The sequence below is a fragment of the Exiguobacterium sp. s141 genome (genome assembly GCF_018618085.1).
GTDB lineage: Bacteria > Bacillota > Bacilli > Exiguobacteriales > Exiguobacteriaceae > Exiguobacterium > Exiguobacterium mexicanum_A.
On the sequence record NZ_JACSLJ010000001.1, the window covers coordinates 440520 to 455515 of the forward strand.

At 51.6% G+C, this 14996-nt stretch carries 12 protein-coding genes; all 12 read right to left on the minus strand.

All coding sequences use genetic code 11. The annotated features are described in order from the left end of the window. Positions 1 to 16 precede the first annotated feature (16 nt). The 12 genes from polA to KNP74_RS02370 all read right to left on the minus strand — a co-directional run bounded on the left by polA (position 17) and on the right by KNP74_RS02370 (position 14892). A complete protein-coding gene (gene polA, locus KNP74_RS02315) occupies positions 17 to 2614 on the minus strand; it encodes a DNA polymerase I (protein WP_138859198.1) in 2598 nt (865 codons plus the stop codon). 207 nt (positions 2615 to 2821) lie between these two features. Then, complete coding sequence (gene pnpS, locus KNP74_RS02320) at positions 2822 to 4549, minus strand: two-component system histidine kinase PnpS (protein ID WP_138859197.1); 1728 nt, start codon at positions 4547 to 4549, stop codon at positions 2822 to 2824. Further along, positions 4546 to 5250 carry a response regulator transcription factor gene (locus tag KNP74_RS02325; RefSeq protein ID WP_034778217.1) on the minus strand — a complete coding sequence of 235 codons (705 nt, stop codon included), beginning with the start codon at positions 5248 to 5250 and terminating at the stop codon, positions 4546 to 4548. The genes pnpS and KNP74_RS02325 overlap by 4 nt, the downstream gene beginning before the upstream one ends. A gap of 195 nt (positions 5251 to 5445) precedes the next feature. Then, positions 5446 to 6381, minus strand: a complete 936-nt coding sequence (gene mdh, locus KNP74_RS02330) for a malate dehydrogenase (RefSeq protein WP_214763249.1) — start codon at positions 6379 to 6381, stop codon at positions 5446 to 5448. Positions 6382 to 6411: 30 nt separating this feature from the next. Further along, positions 6412 to 7680 carry an NADP-dependent isocitrate dehydrogenase gene (gene icd / locus KNP74_RS02335; protein ID WP_034779982.1) on the minus strand — a complete coding sequence of 423 codons (1269 nt, stop codon included), beginning with the start codon at positions 7678 to 7680 and terminating at the stop codon, positions 6412 to 6414. 118 nt (positions 7681 to 7798) lie between these two features. Beyond that, a complete protein-coding gene (gene citZ, locus KNP74_RS02340; RefSeq protein ID WP_034778221.1) occupies positions 7799 to 8911 on the minus strand; it encodes a citrate synthase in 1113 nt (370 codons plus the stop codon). Positions 8912 to 9096: 185 nt separating this feature from the next. Continuing rightward, on the minus strand, positions 9097 to 9561 hold the full coding sequence (locus tag KNP74_RS02345; protein ID WP_138859195.1) for a DUF441 domain-containing protein: 465 nt from the start codon (positions 9559 to 9561) through the stop codon (positions 9097 to 9099). A gap of 66 nt (positions 9562 to 9627) precedes the next feature. Beyond that, complete coding sequence (gene pyk, locus KNP74_RS02350) at positions 9628 to 11370, minus strand: pyruvate kinase (protein ID WP_138859194.1); 1743 nt, start codon at positions 11368 to 11370, stop codon at positions 9628 to 9630. 95 nt (positions 11371 to 11465) lie between these two features. Beyond that, positions 11466 to 12434: a 6-phosphofructokinase gene (gene pfkA / locus KNP74_RS02355; protein WP_214763250.1), complete on the minus strand. Its 969-nt coding sequence runs from the start codon at positions 12432 to 12434 to the stop codon at positions 11466 to 11468. A 160-nt stretch (positions 12435 to 12594) separates the two neighbouring features. Further along, positions 12595 to 13530, minus strand: a complete 936-nt coding sequence (locus KNP74_RS02360; RefSeq protein ID WP_138859193.1) for an acetyl-CoA carboxylase carboxyltransferase subunit alpha — start codon at positions 13528 to 13530, stop codon at positions 12595 to 12597. Next, on the minus strand, positions 13523 to 14377 hold the full coding sequence (accD, locus tag KNP74_RS02365) for an acetyl-CoA carboxylase, carboxyltransferase subunit beta (protein WP_214763251.1): 855 nt from the start codon (positions 14375 to 14377) through the stop codon (positions 13523 to 13525). Before accD ends, KNP74_RS02360 begins: the two co-directional genes overlap by 8 nt. Positions 14378 to 14391: 14 nt before the next feature. Next, positions 14392 to 14892, minus strand: a complete 501-nt coding sequence (locus KNP74_RS02370) for a FadR/GntR family transcriptional regulator (RefSeq protein ID WP_233004410.1) — start codon at positions 14890 to 14892, stop codon at positions 14392 to 14394. Positions 14893 to 14996: the final 104 nt, after the last annotated feature.

Sequence of the window (14996 nt, forward strand, 5' to 3'; positions counted from 1 at the left end):
AGTTCCTTTCTCGTCTTTATTTCGTATCAAACCATGTCTCACCGAACGAACCGTCCGCGCGAAGCGGCACGTCCAAGGTGACCGTGTGTTCCATCGCTTGTTTGACGATCGTCTCGAGCGAGTCCATTTCTTCTTTAGGTCCTTCAAAGATAAGTTCGTCGTGGACTTGAAGCAATAACTTCGACTGAAGTCCTGACTCACGGAGTGCCACGTCGACATCAATCATCGCTTTTTTGATAATATCGGCGGCCGTCCCTTGAATCGGCGTGTTGATCGCTGTGCGTTCCGCAAAACCGCGCAAGTTGAAGTTTCGAGAATGGATGTCCGGGATATTGCGGCGACGCTTCAGCATCGTTTCAACATAGCCGTGTTCCCGTGCTCGTTCGATCGCGGCATCCATGAACCGTTTCACACCCGGGAACTGCTCGAAATACGTATCGATGAACGTCTGTGCTTCTTTTCGGCTAATGCCGAGGTTTTGCGACAGCCCATAGTCGCTAATGCCGTAAATGATGCCGAAGTTGACGGCTTTGGCTTGGCGACGCATGAGCGATGTCACTTCTTCTTTCGCGACTCGGAACACGTTGGCAGCCGTCGACGTATGGATATCCTCATCATGGAGGAACGCCTCGAGCATCTTCTCATCTTGCGACATGTGGGCCATGATCCGAAGCTCGATTTGCGAATAGTCGACCGCATACAGCATCCAGTCGGCCTCACTCGCGGTGAACGCCTTGCGAATGCGCCGCCCTTCTTCCAAGCGGATCGGGATGTTCTGTAAGTTCGGGTTGACCGAGGACAACCGTCCGGTCTGCGTCAACGTCTGCGTATAGCGGGTATGGATCTTCCCGTCGTCTTTGATGACTTTTTGCAAGCCTTCGACATATGTCGATTGCAACTTGCCGAGCTCACGGTAATGCATAATATGTTCGACGATCGGATGCAGCGGCGCGAGTTTCTCGAGCACGTCCGCTGCCGTCGAGTAACCGGTCTTCGTCTTTTTGACCGGTGGCAACGCCAACTTCTCGAATAGAATGACGCCGAGCTGTTTCGGCGAGTTGATATTGAACGTCTCACCGGCGAGACTATGAATCTCCGCCTCGAGTTGAAGCAACCGTTCCCGCAAATCGTCTTCCATCACTTTCAGCGTCGCCACGTCGACGTGAATCCCGGCCCACTCCATCTCTGCAAGCACCGAGGCGAGCGGACGTTCCAAATCTTCATAGAGCGACGTCTGTTCGTTTTGGTCGAGTTCTTTGCCGACGTTTACGAACAGCGTCAAGATCGCCATCGCCTTCTCGCCGAGATGTTGCTCGAGCACGTCCTGTTCCGGGACGTGCAGCTTCGCACCCTTGCCATAAACCGCCTCGTCTTCCGGTAACGTGTAATCGAAATGAGCGGCAATCGAATCGAGTGTCGTCCCGCCCGACAGGTTCAGCAAATATCCGGCGACGAGCAAATCGTCATAGCCTCGGAGCGTCACACCATGTCGCTTCAATTGGACGATCGTCTGTTTCGCATCGAGACAAATCGTGGCTCGGTTCTCGTCGGCCAACCAGTCTCGTACTGCCGGGACGTCTAAAAGCGACACATCGCCGACCGTCACGCCGGCTTTCGAGGCGATGGCCACACCGATGACCGGTTCTTCGAAATAGTCGTCACGGAGTTGCTCGAGGATGAGGACCGCTTCTGTCAAATCTTGCTTGTCGATCGCGATATGATTCACCTCACGCGCTTCGACCGCTTCCTCGCTCGACGCTTCAAGGTTCAGTTTGCTCAGAAGCGATTTGAACTGAAGGCTCATGAACAACGACTTCACTTTTCCAGCGTCATACGGATGGAACGTAAGGTCGTCCGTGCTTATATCGATTGGGACATCCGTATAGATCGTCGCCAATTGTTTCGACATGAGTGCTTCCCGCTCGTTCGCCTCGACTTTCTCTTTTTGTTTCCCTTTTAATTCATGCGTATGTTCATATAGTCCTTCGACAGATCCGTAAGCCGTGAGCAGTTTAAGCGCCGTCTTCTCACCAACCCCCGGGATTCCGGGGATATTATCGGACTTATCCCCCATTAAGCCTTTCAAATCGATCATTTGGAGCGGGGTGAGACCGTCATAGCGCTCTTTGAACGCCTTCGCGTCCATCGTCTCCACATCGGTGATCCCACGCTTCGTCAAATAGACGGTGACGCGATCGTCAATCAGTTGCAGTAAATCTTTATCCCCAGTGACGACCGTCACTTGATCGAACGCCTCATTTTTTGAGAGCGTCCCGATAATATCGTCGGCCTCGTACTGGTCGAGTTCGAGCACTTTGATCCCGAACGCCTCACAAACCTCGCGGACAATCGGGAATTGCTCGCGGAGTTCCCCTGGGGTCTTCTGCCGTCCCCCCTTATAGTCAGCATACGTGTCGTGCCGGAACGTCTTCTTCGACGCATCAAATGCGACCGCGAAATGCGTGGGTTGCTCATCTTCCATCAGTTTTAACAACATCATGGTGAACCCGTACACGGCATTCGTATTTCGACCGCTCGCATCCGTCATCGGAGGCAGCGCGAAAAACGCACGATATGTGAGTGAGTTTCCATCAAGAAGTAGTAGTTTATTCATTGGTCAACCTCCATTCTATCTGATTCCATCATATCATACGGGCACATGCGTTCGAAAAAAAAGACCCTTTTCTAGTAGCTAGAAAAGGGTCAATCTTCCTGACCGAGTGGAGATGAGCACCGGCCGGGACACGAGATGATGAAGAGGTCTCATCTATAGAGTAGCATCGCTTTGTAAAGTCGGTATGAACCCGACATGAATTCCATGTTAAGCGATTGGGAATTTGATTGTGAACGTTGTCCCAGCACCTTCGACACTATCCACGTGAATCGTCGCGTGATGAAGGTCGATGATATGTTTGACGATGGCAAGACCGAGACCTGTCCCGCCGGAGTTCCGGCTCCGCGCTTTATCGACCCGGTAGAATCGTTCAAAGATTCGGCTCACTTCTTTCGGCGCGATGCCAATCCCGTTGTCTTTGACAATCAAATATGATCCGTCCGTTCTCTTTTCGACCGCGATTTCGACACGGCTGTCTTCCGGCGAGTAGTTGATGGCGTTGGCGACAAGGTTCAAGATGACTTGCTTGATTCGGTTCATGTCCGCCTGCAAGATGACTTCCCCGTCGTGGCGCGACTCCAAATGAATCGATTTCTGCTCCGCTTTCTGGCTCAACACGAGACACACTTCCTCAACGAGATGATTGAGCTGGACCGGGGTGAAGTCCAAATGGAAATCTTCACGTTCAAGCCGTGACAGCTCGAGTAAGTCCTCAACGAGCATTTGCATGCGCGTCGCTTCTTTTTGAATGATATCCAAAAATTGATCGCGCAACTCGGGCACTTCTTTTGCCCCGTCAAGGAGTGTCTCACTGAAACCTCGGATCGATGTGAGCGGCGTCTTCAACTCATGGCTGACGTTCGCGACGAAATCTTTCCGCATCTTCTCGAGTCGTTTCAATTCAGAAATATCGTTAAACAGGAGCGTCGTCCCGCGCAACATGCCTGTATCACTGAAGATTGGTGCGGCCGACACCATATACGTCTTTTGGTTGAATCCAGTTCGAATCGACAATTGACGGCGGTGGGGCTCTTCGGTCAAATAGACGTCCTCGATCAACGTCTCGACGTCCGGACTCGGTAAAATGCCGTGATAAAATTGACCAATCATCAAGTCGTCGTATTGGAACATGTCACGATATGAGCGGTTGACGAGCGTCACGATGCCACGTTCGTCGACCAAAAGCAACCCTGCCCCCATGTATTCGATGAGTGACTCGAGCCTTGCCCGTTGCACGGATTCACCAAGTGAGATCGTCTCCAAGTTACGGGCGAGAACGTTGATCGACCCGGCCAGACTGCCCGTTTCTTCATCATTGCGCAATTCGTACACACGGGCCCGATAGTTTCCGTCGGCAAGTTCACGTAACACGATTGTCGCCTCATCGATCGGTCGGATAAACTGATTCGTCAAATTATGCAACACGAACAAAATCAAGAAGAATGAGAAAATCAAGGCCAAGGCAATCGTCAGCCAAATCCGGTTATACACCCCTTCTAGATCGGAGACGTAGCGGATGAAACTGAGATACACCGTATCACCCGAGGAGAGTTCGATCGGTTTTGTGAACTGAATCAAATCCTCACGCGTCTCGTTCCCAAACGTCCCGTCGTCTGGGATTGAAGCAGCGTCCATCCGAAAATCGAACGAACCGACCCGAAACGGAGTCCCGGCAATCACTTCCATCCGGCGATTGAGGAGCAGAATGTCGAAACTGCTCTCGTCATCGATTTGCCGGACATAGTCTTGAATCGCCTCGAGGTCGCCTCCTTCTAAATATAAGGCGGCGAGCTCCGTGTCCTCTTTCAAACGATCGCGTTCGGAGTCCAAATAGAAGTCTTTGAACAATTGACCAAGCACGATCCCGAGGGTCAACAAGACGCCCGTCACGAGCAGGATGAGCGTCGTCAAAAAACGCGAGCGGTACGTCTTCATTCGGGCATCGGCTCTTCCATCTTATAGCCGAGACCGCGAATCGTTTTGATATATGTCGGTTTTTTCGTCACCGGTTCAATCTTTTCCCGAAGGTGGCTAATATGGACATCGACGATGCGCGTATCGCCGACGAAATCGTAATTCCAAATAGCCGATAAGAGTTGATCACGCGTCAAGACACGGCCTTTGTTTTTAGCAAGATAGGCCAACAGTTCGAACTCTTTTGGGGTCAACTCAAGCCGCTCCCCGTTTTTGAACACTTCATAGTTCGAAGCGATAATTTTCACGTCACCGATTTCAATGACGTCCGCGTCCACCGCCGGCACCTCTTGTGGAGCCGAACGCCGTAAGATCGCTTTGACCCGGGCCACAACTTCACGCGGACTGAACGGTTTCGTCAAATAATCATCTGCCCCTAGTTCGAGTCCGAGCACTTTATCGAACTCATCGTCTTTTGCCGTTAACATCAGGATCGGCGTGTTCACTTTCTGTTGGCGGAGTCGCTTACAAACTTCGAGACCATCCATCTCGGGCAACATCAAATCGAGGACGATCAATACCGCATCCTGCTTCTCGGCGAGTTCGAGACCGGTCTTCCCATCATGGGCCGTCTCAACCTCAAAACCGGCTTGCTCCAAATTGAATTTCAATAACGTCGCAATCGACACCTCGTCATCGACAACAATCACTTTTTCGGCCACGCTTAGTTCCTCCTCTAATCTATCTGTTCTGTCACGTACACTACCTATTTTACAAATCAATGCCACGTCCGACCAACATCAAAGCAAATCTTTACAAAAACAAAACAAATCCACGTTCTTCTTTCAGTGTAGCACGCGACCCTCAAAAACCAAGCGTACAAAAAACCTCGCCTGCTCAGCAGACGAGGTGACGAATCAGTTAAGGACGTTCAAGACGGAGCGGACCGATTCAGCCGAGCGCTCAAGCGCGGCCGTCTCCTCTTCCGTCAATTCAAGTTCGAGCACACGTTCAATCCCGTTCGCGCCAAGTATCGTCGGGACACCGAGATACAAGTCGTGGAAGCCGTACTCACCGTCGAGATACGCGATGGCCGGTAAAATACGTCGTTGATCTTTCAAAATCGCTTCGACCATCTCGACGATGGCCGCTGCCGGCGCATAGTAGGCCGATCCGTTCCCGAGTAGGTGGACGATTTCGCCGCCACCTTTACGGGTCCGATTGACGATCGCATCGATTCGGTCGCTCGGCAATAGCTTCTCGAGTGGGATGCCTCCCGCGTACGAGTAACGAATGAGCGGGACCATGTCATCCCCGTGCCCGCCGAGCACGAATCCAGAGACGTCCTTCACGGAGATATTCAACTCCGCAGCGACGAACGTCCGGAACCGGGCCGTATCAAGCACACCGGATTGACCGATCACGCGCTCTTTCGGGAAGCCTGACTCTTTGAAGGCGGCATACGTCATCGCATCGACCGGGTTCGTCAAGACGATGATAATCGCATTCGGTGAGTAGCGGGCCACTTCTTTCGTGACCGCCCGCATCACTTTGGCGTTCGTCGAGACGAGGTCGTCCCGGCTCATGCCAGGCTTGCGCGCGATTCCCGCTGTGATGACGACGATATCCGAATCCGCCGTGTCGGCGTAATCCGACGTCCCCGTGATCCACGAGTCAAACCCTTGAATCGGCGCCGTCTCTTGCATATCGAGCGCTTTTCCTTTCGTCGGGTTCTCGTTCTCTTTGATATCGAGCAGCACGACGTTACCGAGTTCTTTTTGAGCCAAATACAGTGCCGTCGTGGCCCCCGTGAATCCGCTACCGATCACCGAGATTTTATTGCGACGAATCATTGTGCTCTCCCCCTTGGTTTAGCTGATGTCTTACATGTTTTTAATTAATTCATCCGCAAACTCTGAACACTTCACTTCTGTCGCGCCGTCCATAAGGCGGGCGAAATCGTATGTGACGACTTTCGAGGCAATCGTCTTCTCCATCGAGTTGATGATGAGGTCAGCCGCTTCGTTCCAGTTCATATGACGAAGCATCATTTCACCAGACAAGATGACTGATGACGGGTTGACCTTGTCGAGGCCGGCATATTTTGGTGCCGTACCGTGTGTCGCTTCAAAGATCGCATGGCCCGTCACGTAGTTGATGTTCGCTCCTGGCGCGATCCCGATTCCGCCGACTTGGGCAGCGAGTGCATCCGAGATGTAGTCCCCGTTCAAGTTCATCGTTGCCACGACATCGAATTCACGTGGACGTGTCAAAATCTGTTGCAAGAAGATATCGGCGATCGAATCTTTTACGATGATTTTGCCTTCCGCTTCTGCTTTCGATTGAGCTTCGTTTGCAGCCGCTTCGCCTGACTCTTCTTTGATGCGGTCGTACTGTGCCCATGTGAAGACTTTGTCGCCGTATTCTTCTTCTGCGAGCTCATAACCCCAGTTTTTGAAGGCGCCTTCTGTGAACTTCATGATGTTCCCTTTATGGACGAGCGTGAGCGATTTACGGTTGTTCGCGATCGCGTACTCGAGAGCCGCGCGAACAAGGCGTTTTGTTCCTTCAGACGAGATCGGTTTGATGCCGATTCCAGACGTTTCTGGGAAACGGATTTTGTTGACGTTCATCTCTTCTTTTAAGAATGAGATCAATTTTTTCACTTCGTCGCTGCCTGACGCGTACTCAATCCCAGCGTAGATATCTTCTGTGTTCTCACGGAAAATGACCATGTCTGTATCTTCTGGGCGCTTGACCGGTGATGGGACGCCTGTGAAGTAACGGACCGGACGCAAGCACGTGTACAAGTCAAGTTCTTGACGGAGTGCTACGTTGAGTGAACGAATTCCGCCGCCGACCGGTGTCGTCAATGGACCTTTGATGGCAATCAAATATTCACGGATTTGATCGAGTGTCTCGTTTGGAAGCCATTCGCCTTTTTGGTTGAAGGCCTTCTCCCCAGCGTACACTTCCATCCATTCGATTTTCTTCTCGCCGCCGTATGCTTTTTCGACAGCCGCATCAAAGACGCGCACCGATGCGTTCCAGATGTCTGGTCCTGTGCCGTCACCGATGATAAATGGAATCGTCGGTACGTTCGGTACGTTTAATACACCGTTTTCAACTGTGATTTTTTCGTTTTGTGTCAACATAATGAATCCCCCTAAGTACATTTATGTAGGCCGACGCGAACGCCGACCTACGTCAATTGTTAGTTTACCAAAGTTTATGTCTAAATTGTGACTCGATCTTCTCGTGTCGCGTCAATTAACGCTCATTCACCGGGACGTATGACCGGTTCGTCTCACCAACGTACTCGGCGCGCGGACGAATCAAGCGGTTGTCCGCATACTGTTCGAGAATGTGGGCGATCCAGCCCGACATGCGTGAGACGGCGAAAATCGGTGTGAACAACTCTTCATCGAGACCGAGCGCATAATAAGTCGATGCTGAATAGAAATCAACGTTCGGCTTCAATCCTTTCTCTGTCTCGACGAGGTGATCGATCTTCTCAGACATCTCGTACCATTCCGGCTCGCCGATTTGGGCCGTCAGTTGGCGGCTCATCTCTTTCAAATGTTTCGCACGCGGGTCGCCGTCCTTATAGACACGGTGACCGAAGCCCATGATTTTCTCACGACGCTCGAACTTGCCGCGAACGTAGTCTTCGACTTTGTCGACCGAACCAATCTCGTGGAGCATTTTCATGACCGCCTCATTCGCACCGCCGTGAAGCGGGCCTTTGAGCGCTCCCATCGCTGCCGTCACGCCTGAGTAAATATCAGACAACGTGGCAACGCAGACGCGGGCCGTGAACGTCGAAGCGTTCAATTCATGGTCGGCGTGAAGGATGAGTGCCTTATCAATCGTTTTCTCGGCTACCTCACTTGGTTCTTCTCCGTTCAACATGTATAGGAAATTGGCCGCATACGACAAGCCAGGTTTCGGCGCAACCGGTTGTTCGCCTTTACGAAGACGAGCGAACGCCGTTACAATCGTCGCAATTTGAGCTTGGAGACGAATCGCTTTGCGCATGTTCGCTTCTGTACTCATATCTTCAGCCTCTTCATCATAAAGCGCGAGCTGTGAAAGGGCCGTCCGAATCGTCGCCATCGCATTGGCCGATTTCGGCGCCCGTTCGAGCGTCGCGATGACTTCTTCTGGTAATTTGGCTTCTTTCACGAGCGCTTCAGAGAGCTCAGTTAATTCATCTGCTTTTGGAAGACGGTCGTTCCATAATAGGAAAACAACCTCTTCAAAAGTGGCGTGGTCCGCCAAATCGTCGATTGTGTATCCTCCGTAAGTCAATTGTCCGTCGATGATCGAACTGACTTTTGAGGCCGCTGCCACAATTCCTTCTAATCCTTTTGTCGTTGACATCAATAACTCCCCCTCAGTCTTTAAAAGTGATCGACCGCATCATACAGTCTGTTGTGTAGGGAATAAGGGCGGGAAGCCGAACACTTTCCCCAATCCGTTTCGAGCTCGCTCCACCCTGTCCTTTATCTAGTATAAACAATTTACTGAAAAAAAGAAATGTAAGCGTATCCAGCCGTCAAAAAATGTCAGAACCATTTTTCTAACAGGCTAAATCCACCTAAAATCAAAGCGGCGATCCCGGCTCCAATCAGCGGTCCAACCGGCACGCCTTTCATGAAACCGACGGCTAGGATGGTACCGGCGAGGAGTGCCGTCGTCACGACTGGTTCGATTCGCATCAGTTGAACGCCTTGGGCCGCGGCGAGCGCGACAAAGATTCCTGAGCCGAAAGCGATGATGCCGACCGGCCCTTTAATACTATTCCACAATTCCCTAAACCCGATGTCACCGGTCGCAATCGGGACGAGCACGGCAATCGTGATAATCGTCACGCCCCAATGGATGCCTTTTGAGGCGAGCGTCGGAAACAATTGATCACCGAACCCAACGGCTTTAATAATCAATAGGACGCTGCTGGCGATGATGACCGACTGGTTATGGGAGATAACCCCGATCAACACGAGCAGCAATAAGAATAAATACGCACTCATCATAGACTCTCTTTCTGAATGGAAAAAGAACCGACTCATGAGAGAGTCGGTTCGATTGGCATTCGATTACGCGTTGTAGATTTTACCAGTAAGTGGGTCGATTGAAATCATCTGTCCGTCACGGAACGTTGATGTCGCTGATTCGACACCGACGATGACCGGTTTACGGAGTGATGGCCCGACGATACCAGCATGGCTCGTCAATCCGCCGTCTTCAGTGATGATTCCAGCCGCTTTTTCAATCGCTGGCATCATTTCTTTATCTGTGAATGGTGCGACGAGGATCATGCCGTCTTTCGCTTTCGCATTCGCTTCGTCTGCATTGTTCGCAATGACGACTTCACCGACGAGACCGCGCTCACCGATCCCGCGTCCGTTTGCGAGGGCGTGACCGACGATATGAACTTTCATCATGTTTGTCGTACCCGCAGTCGCAGCCGGGATACCTGCCGAGATGACGACGAGGTCACCATCTGTGACGAATCCAGCGTGACGAGCCGCTTCTGAAGCTTGTACCAACATCTCATCCGTGTTGTTCGGCATCGTGTCAGCGACGATCGGGTACACGCCCCAAACGAGGTTCAATTGACGTGCCACACGCTCTGACTCTGTGACCGCGATGATGTTCGCCTCTGGACGATACTTCGCTGTACGAGCAGCCGTGTAACCTGATTGTGTCGGTGTCAAGATCGCTTTTGCGTTCAAGTTGATTGCCGTGTGGGCAACCGCTTGTGAGATTGCATCCGTGACCGTGTGCTCACTGCGCTTCTGACGATCTTTGAGCAAGTTTTTGTAGTCGAGCATTTGCTCAGTACGAACAGCGATTGCTGCTTGCATTTGAACTGACTCGATTGGGTAGTCCCCTGCTGCCGTCTCACCTGAAAGCATGACCGCATCCGTACCATCGAGGATGGCGTTGGCAACGTCAGATGCTTCCGCACGTGTTGGACGCGGGTTGCGTTGCATTGAATCAAGCATTTGTGTAGCCGTGATGACCGGTTTCCCGAGGTCGTTACACTTCTTGATCAATTCTTTTTGAACTGGTGTGACTTCTTCCGTTGGGATCTCGATTCCGAGGTCACCACGAGCGACCATCAAACCGTCAGAAATCGCCAAGATTTCGTCGATATTGTCGACACCTTCTTGGTTCTCGATTTTCGGATAGATTTTGATGTGTGACGCGTTGTTGCGTTCAAGAAGTTGACGAATCTCAACGACGTCAGACGCACGGCGGACGAACGATGCCGCGATGACATCGATGTCTTGTGAAATCCCGAACTCGATGTCGGCGATGTCTTTGTCTGTAAGGGCAGGAAGGTTTACCTTGACGTTAGGCAAGTTGACACCTTTCTTCGTCTTGATAACGCCTTCGTTTTCGATGACGCAGCGAAGATCACGGTTCGGGAGCTTCTCAACGACAAGGAGACCGATGAGTCCGTCATCGAGCATGATGCGTGACCCGACTTCAACGTCTTCGTAGAGACCTTCGTACGTGACCGAGAAACGATCTTTCGTTCCGACGATTTCTTCTGTCGAGACGATGATGACTTCTTTGCCTTTTTCGAGGAGTGCTTTTCCGTCTTCAAACGTATGTGTACGGATTTCAGGACCTTTCGTGTCAAGAAGAACCGTCACGACTTTGCCGGCAGCTTTTGCTGCTTCGCGGATGTCGCGGATACGTGCGCCGTGCTCTTCATAGTCACCGTGTGAGAAGTTGAGACGGGCGACGTTCATACCGGCTTCAATCATTTCCGGAAGACGTTTCTCTGAAGCTGGTCCAATCGTACATACAATTTTCGTTCTACGCATAAATAAAAACCTCCTAGGGGATGTATTACATTTACACACAGAAAACGGGGGGTCAACCGACCTGATCCCGTCTCTGTGGAGTTCACTGGTACTCGTTAAATCGAAAGTTGGTTCGAAAGATCGATCAACTGCATATCGAGCGTGTGCTTGTTGTGGTCGAGCGCTTCGTCGATATCGAGATCTATCATCTTACCGGCACGAATGCCGACGACACGTCCTGCCTTGCCTTCGAGTAAAATCTCGACAGCGTAAGCACCCATGCGGCTCGCAAGCACGCGGTCCGCAGCAGTCGGGGAACCGCCACGTTGAATGTGTCCAAGAATCGTCACGCGTGTCTCTGAGTTTGTCTTCTCAGCGATCATTTTTCCGATCTCTTCCGCACTGCCGGCGCCTTCAGCGACGACGACGATCGAGTGTTTCTTACCGCGAGCCACACCATGGTTGATGCGTTCCACGATCGCACTCAAGTCTTCTGGACGTTCTGGGACGAGGATTGACTCGGCACCACCGGCAAGACCGGCATAAAGTGCGATATCACCTGCGTCACGGCCCATCACTTCAATGACATACGTCCGTTCATGCGACGACGCCGTGTCACGGATTTTGTCAATCGCGTCAAGCGCCGTGTTGAGCGCTGTGTCGAATCCGATTGTCGCATCTGTACCCGGGATATCGTTGTCGATCGTTCCCGGCAGACCAATTGTTGGGAAACCGAGTTCTGTCAACTTTTGGGCGCCACGGTATGAACCGTCTCCACCAATTACTACGAGCGCGTCGATGTCGAATTTCTTCAACTGCTCGACCGCTTTCGCACGACCCTCTTCCGTTCTAAACTCAGGGCAACGGGCCGAACGTAAGAATGTTCCTCCGCGTTGAATGATATCGCCGACCGAACCGAGGTTCAATTCGACGAGATCTCCTTCGATTAGACCTTGATAGCCGTTATACACACCGTACACTTCTAGACCTTCGAAAATTGCTTTTCGGGTCACGGCACGGACTGCAGCGTTCATTCCAGGGGCGTCTCCCCCACTTGTCAATACCGCAATACGTTTTAAATTCACGTCACTCACCTCTTATGTGTTTTAACGAAATCTGAAAATAAAATACCATGTCTGACCTTTGTTTTACAACACAAGTATGTGAAAAAAAAGCATGAGGTGTGCTCAAAATCAGTCATCTCGTGAGTGGATGAACGTGAACATGAAGCGGTTGTTAACGTTTTCACGAGCCAATTGTGCCAATTTGATGATATTTGGCGGCCCGCCCTTGCAACAACTCATTTTGAGTCCGGCCTCGCAACTCCGTCATGTGTTGTGCTAATACAGGCTTTAAGAGTGATGACTGTAATGACACATCGATGTGGGCGCCGCCGAATACCTCGGTGACGACTTCATCGACAATCCCTAAATTCAGCAAATCTTGTGCTGTGATCTTCATCGTTTCCGCTGCGCGTTCTGCGAGCTTCGCGTCTTTCCATAAGAGCGCGGCGGCGCCTTCCGGTGAAATGACCGAGTACGTGCTGTTCTCTAACATGAGCAGACGGTCACAGACACCAATCCCGAGCGCTCCGCCCGATCCGCCTTCTCCGATGACGATCGAGATAATCGGCACTTTCAACGTCGCCATCTCGAACAAGTTGCGTGCAATCGCCTCGCTTTGTCCACGCTCTTCGGCGGCTTTCCCAGGATAAGCGCCTTTCGTATCGATGAACGTGATGACAGGACGATTGAACTTTTCCGCTTGCTTCATAAAGCGAAGCGCTTTGCGATAGCCTTCTGGATGCGGCATCCCAAAGTTACGTTTCATGTTCTCTTTCGTGTTACGACCTCGTTGATGGCCGATAATCGTCACCGCTTTCCCGTCGAGTGTTGCCAATCCCGTTACGATGGCAGCATCATCATAGCCGTGACGGTCACCGTGCAACTCGATGAAATCTGGAAACAGTTGGGTGATATAATCGAGCGTCGTCGGCCGTTTCGGGTTACGCGCCAGTTGCACGCGATCCCACGGTTTCATATTCCCATAAATGTCTTTTTCTAATCGATGAAGCTTTGCTTCAAGATGACGGATTTCTCGAGATAAGTCGATGCCTTTCGTCTCTGCCGTCTCGCGCAGCTTCCCGAGCTGTTCGTTTACTTCTTTGATTGGATCAAACATGATGGACCTCCCCGCCGTGTAACTCGATCATCTTTTTCAAGAACGAACGCATCTGTTCACGGTGAACGACGGCGTCCAGTTGCCCCGCTTCTAACAAGAACTCGGCAGTTTGGAAGTTGTCTGGCAATTTCTCACGAATCGTCTGTTCGATGATGCGGCGCCCGGCGAAGCCGATCAACGCCCCAGGTTCGGCGACGTTCACATCCCCGAGCATCGCGAAACTGGCTGATACGCCACCTGTCGTCGGGTGCGTCAAGTAGGCGACGTACAAGAGGCCGGCCTCGTCATGTTGTTTCAACGCAATCGACGTATTGGCCATCTGCATCAAGCTGACCATGCCTTCTTGCATGCGCGCTCCGCCTGAAGCGGTGAACAGGACGACCGGCAATCGTTCTTTCGTCGCGGTCCGAACGGCCGAGGCGATCGCTTCTCCGACATACCCCCCCATCGATCCCATACGGAAGCGGGCATCCATGACGCAGACGACGACTGGGAGCCCATCGATCGTGGCGCGGCCACAGACGATGGCTTCTTCAATCCCAGTTCGCTCCCTGTCTTTTTTCAATTTATCTTCATAATCTGGAAAATCAAGCGGGTTCTCTTTGACGATCGGTCCCGCAAATTTTTCAAACGATTGACCGTCGACCAACATGTGAATCCGCTCATCTGCACTGAGCGGGAAATGGTAGCCGCAATCACACACTTTATGATTTTCGTTTAACTGTTTCGTGTAATGCATATATTTACAGGATGGACATTTTGTCATCAAGCCTTGTGGTGCGTCAATTTTTGGTTCTCGTTGACGCAAAGGCATATATCGTTTCGGTTTCTTGAAAAAAGCAGTCATCGCTTCCCCCTCGTTCATTCCGGCATCCCCGCCTCACGCCACATCTCCAACAATCGTCTACGTTCATCTTCAGTATACAAGTCGCCCGCGTCCGTCCCGTCATAAAATCGGTTTACTTCACTCCAAATTCGAATGAACAGTTCATTCTTCAATCCGAAGATGAGATGCTGCCGGAAGGCACGGTCCGTCTCCACACTCCCCTCGAGCAACGCGATGCGTTCCGGGGTCGGTTCGACTTCCGTCAACGCCAAGCGTTCGAGCAGTCGCAACATATCGACAATGTCCGACGCCTTCGTCTGTTTCGTGACGATAAACTCTGACAAAATCTCAATATATCGATGGCGATCTTGCTCACATAAAAACGTGCCGCCGCCATGTCTCGTCTCAACGATTCCAAGGAAGCTGAGTGCCCGTAACGCTTCACGGACCGAGGCACGGCTGATGGATAGGGTCTCGGCGAGTTCCCGTTCTGACGGGAGACGGTCGCCTGGCTCGAGTGAGGCCTGGACGATCAACGTTCTAATTTTAGAAATATTTTCGTGAAATGAGGATGCGTGTTTTCCATGCATCTGACCGTTCAACTCCCTTTTTGGATGGCATTTTCTCTAAAGTGGTCAGA

Coding starts and splice junctions, on each gene's coding strand:
- polA (WP_138859198.1), bottom strand. CDS start 2,614: ATGAATAAACTACTACTTCTTGATGGAAACTCACTCACATATCGTGCG.
- pnpS (WP_138859197.1), bottom strand. CDS start 4,549: ATGAAGACGTACCGCTCGCGTTTTTTGACGACGCTCATCCTGCTCGTG.
- mdh (WP_214763249.1), bottom strand. CDS start 6,381: ATGATTCGTCGCAATAAAATCTCGGTGATCGGTAGCGGATTCACGGGG.
- citZ (WP_034778221.1), bottom strand. CDS start 8,911: ATGTCAACGACAAAAGGATTAGAAGGAATTGTGGCAGCGGCCTCAAAA.
- KNP74_RS02345 (WP_138859195.1), bottom strand. CDS start 9,561: ATGAGTGCGTATTTATTCTTATTGCTGCTCGTGTTGATCGGGGTTATC.
- pyk (WP_138859194.1), bottom strand. CDS start 11,370: ATGCGTAGAACGAAAATTGTATGTACGATTGGACCAGCTTCAGAGAAA.
- KNP74_RS02360 (WP_138859193.1), bottom strand. CDS start 13,530: ATGTTTGATCCAATCAAAGAAGTAAACGAACAGCTCGGGAAGCTGCGC.
- accD (WP_214763251.1), bottom strand. CDS start 14,377: ATGACTGCTTTTTTCAAGAAACCGAAACGATATATGCCTTTGCGTCAA.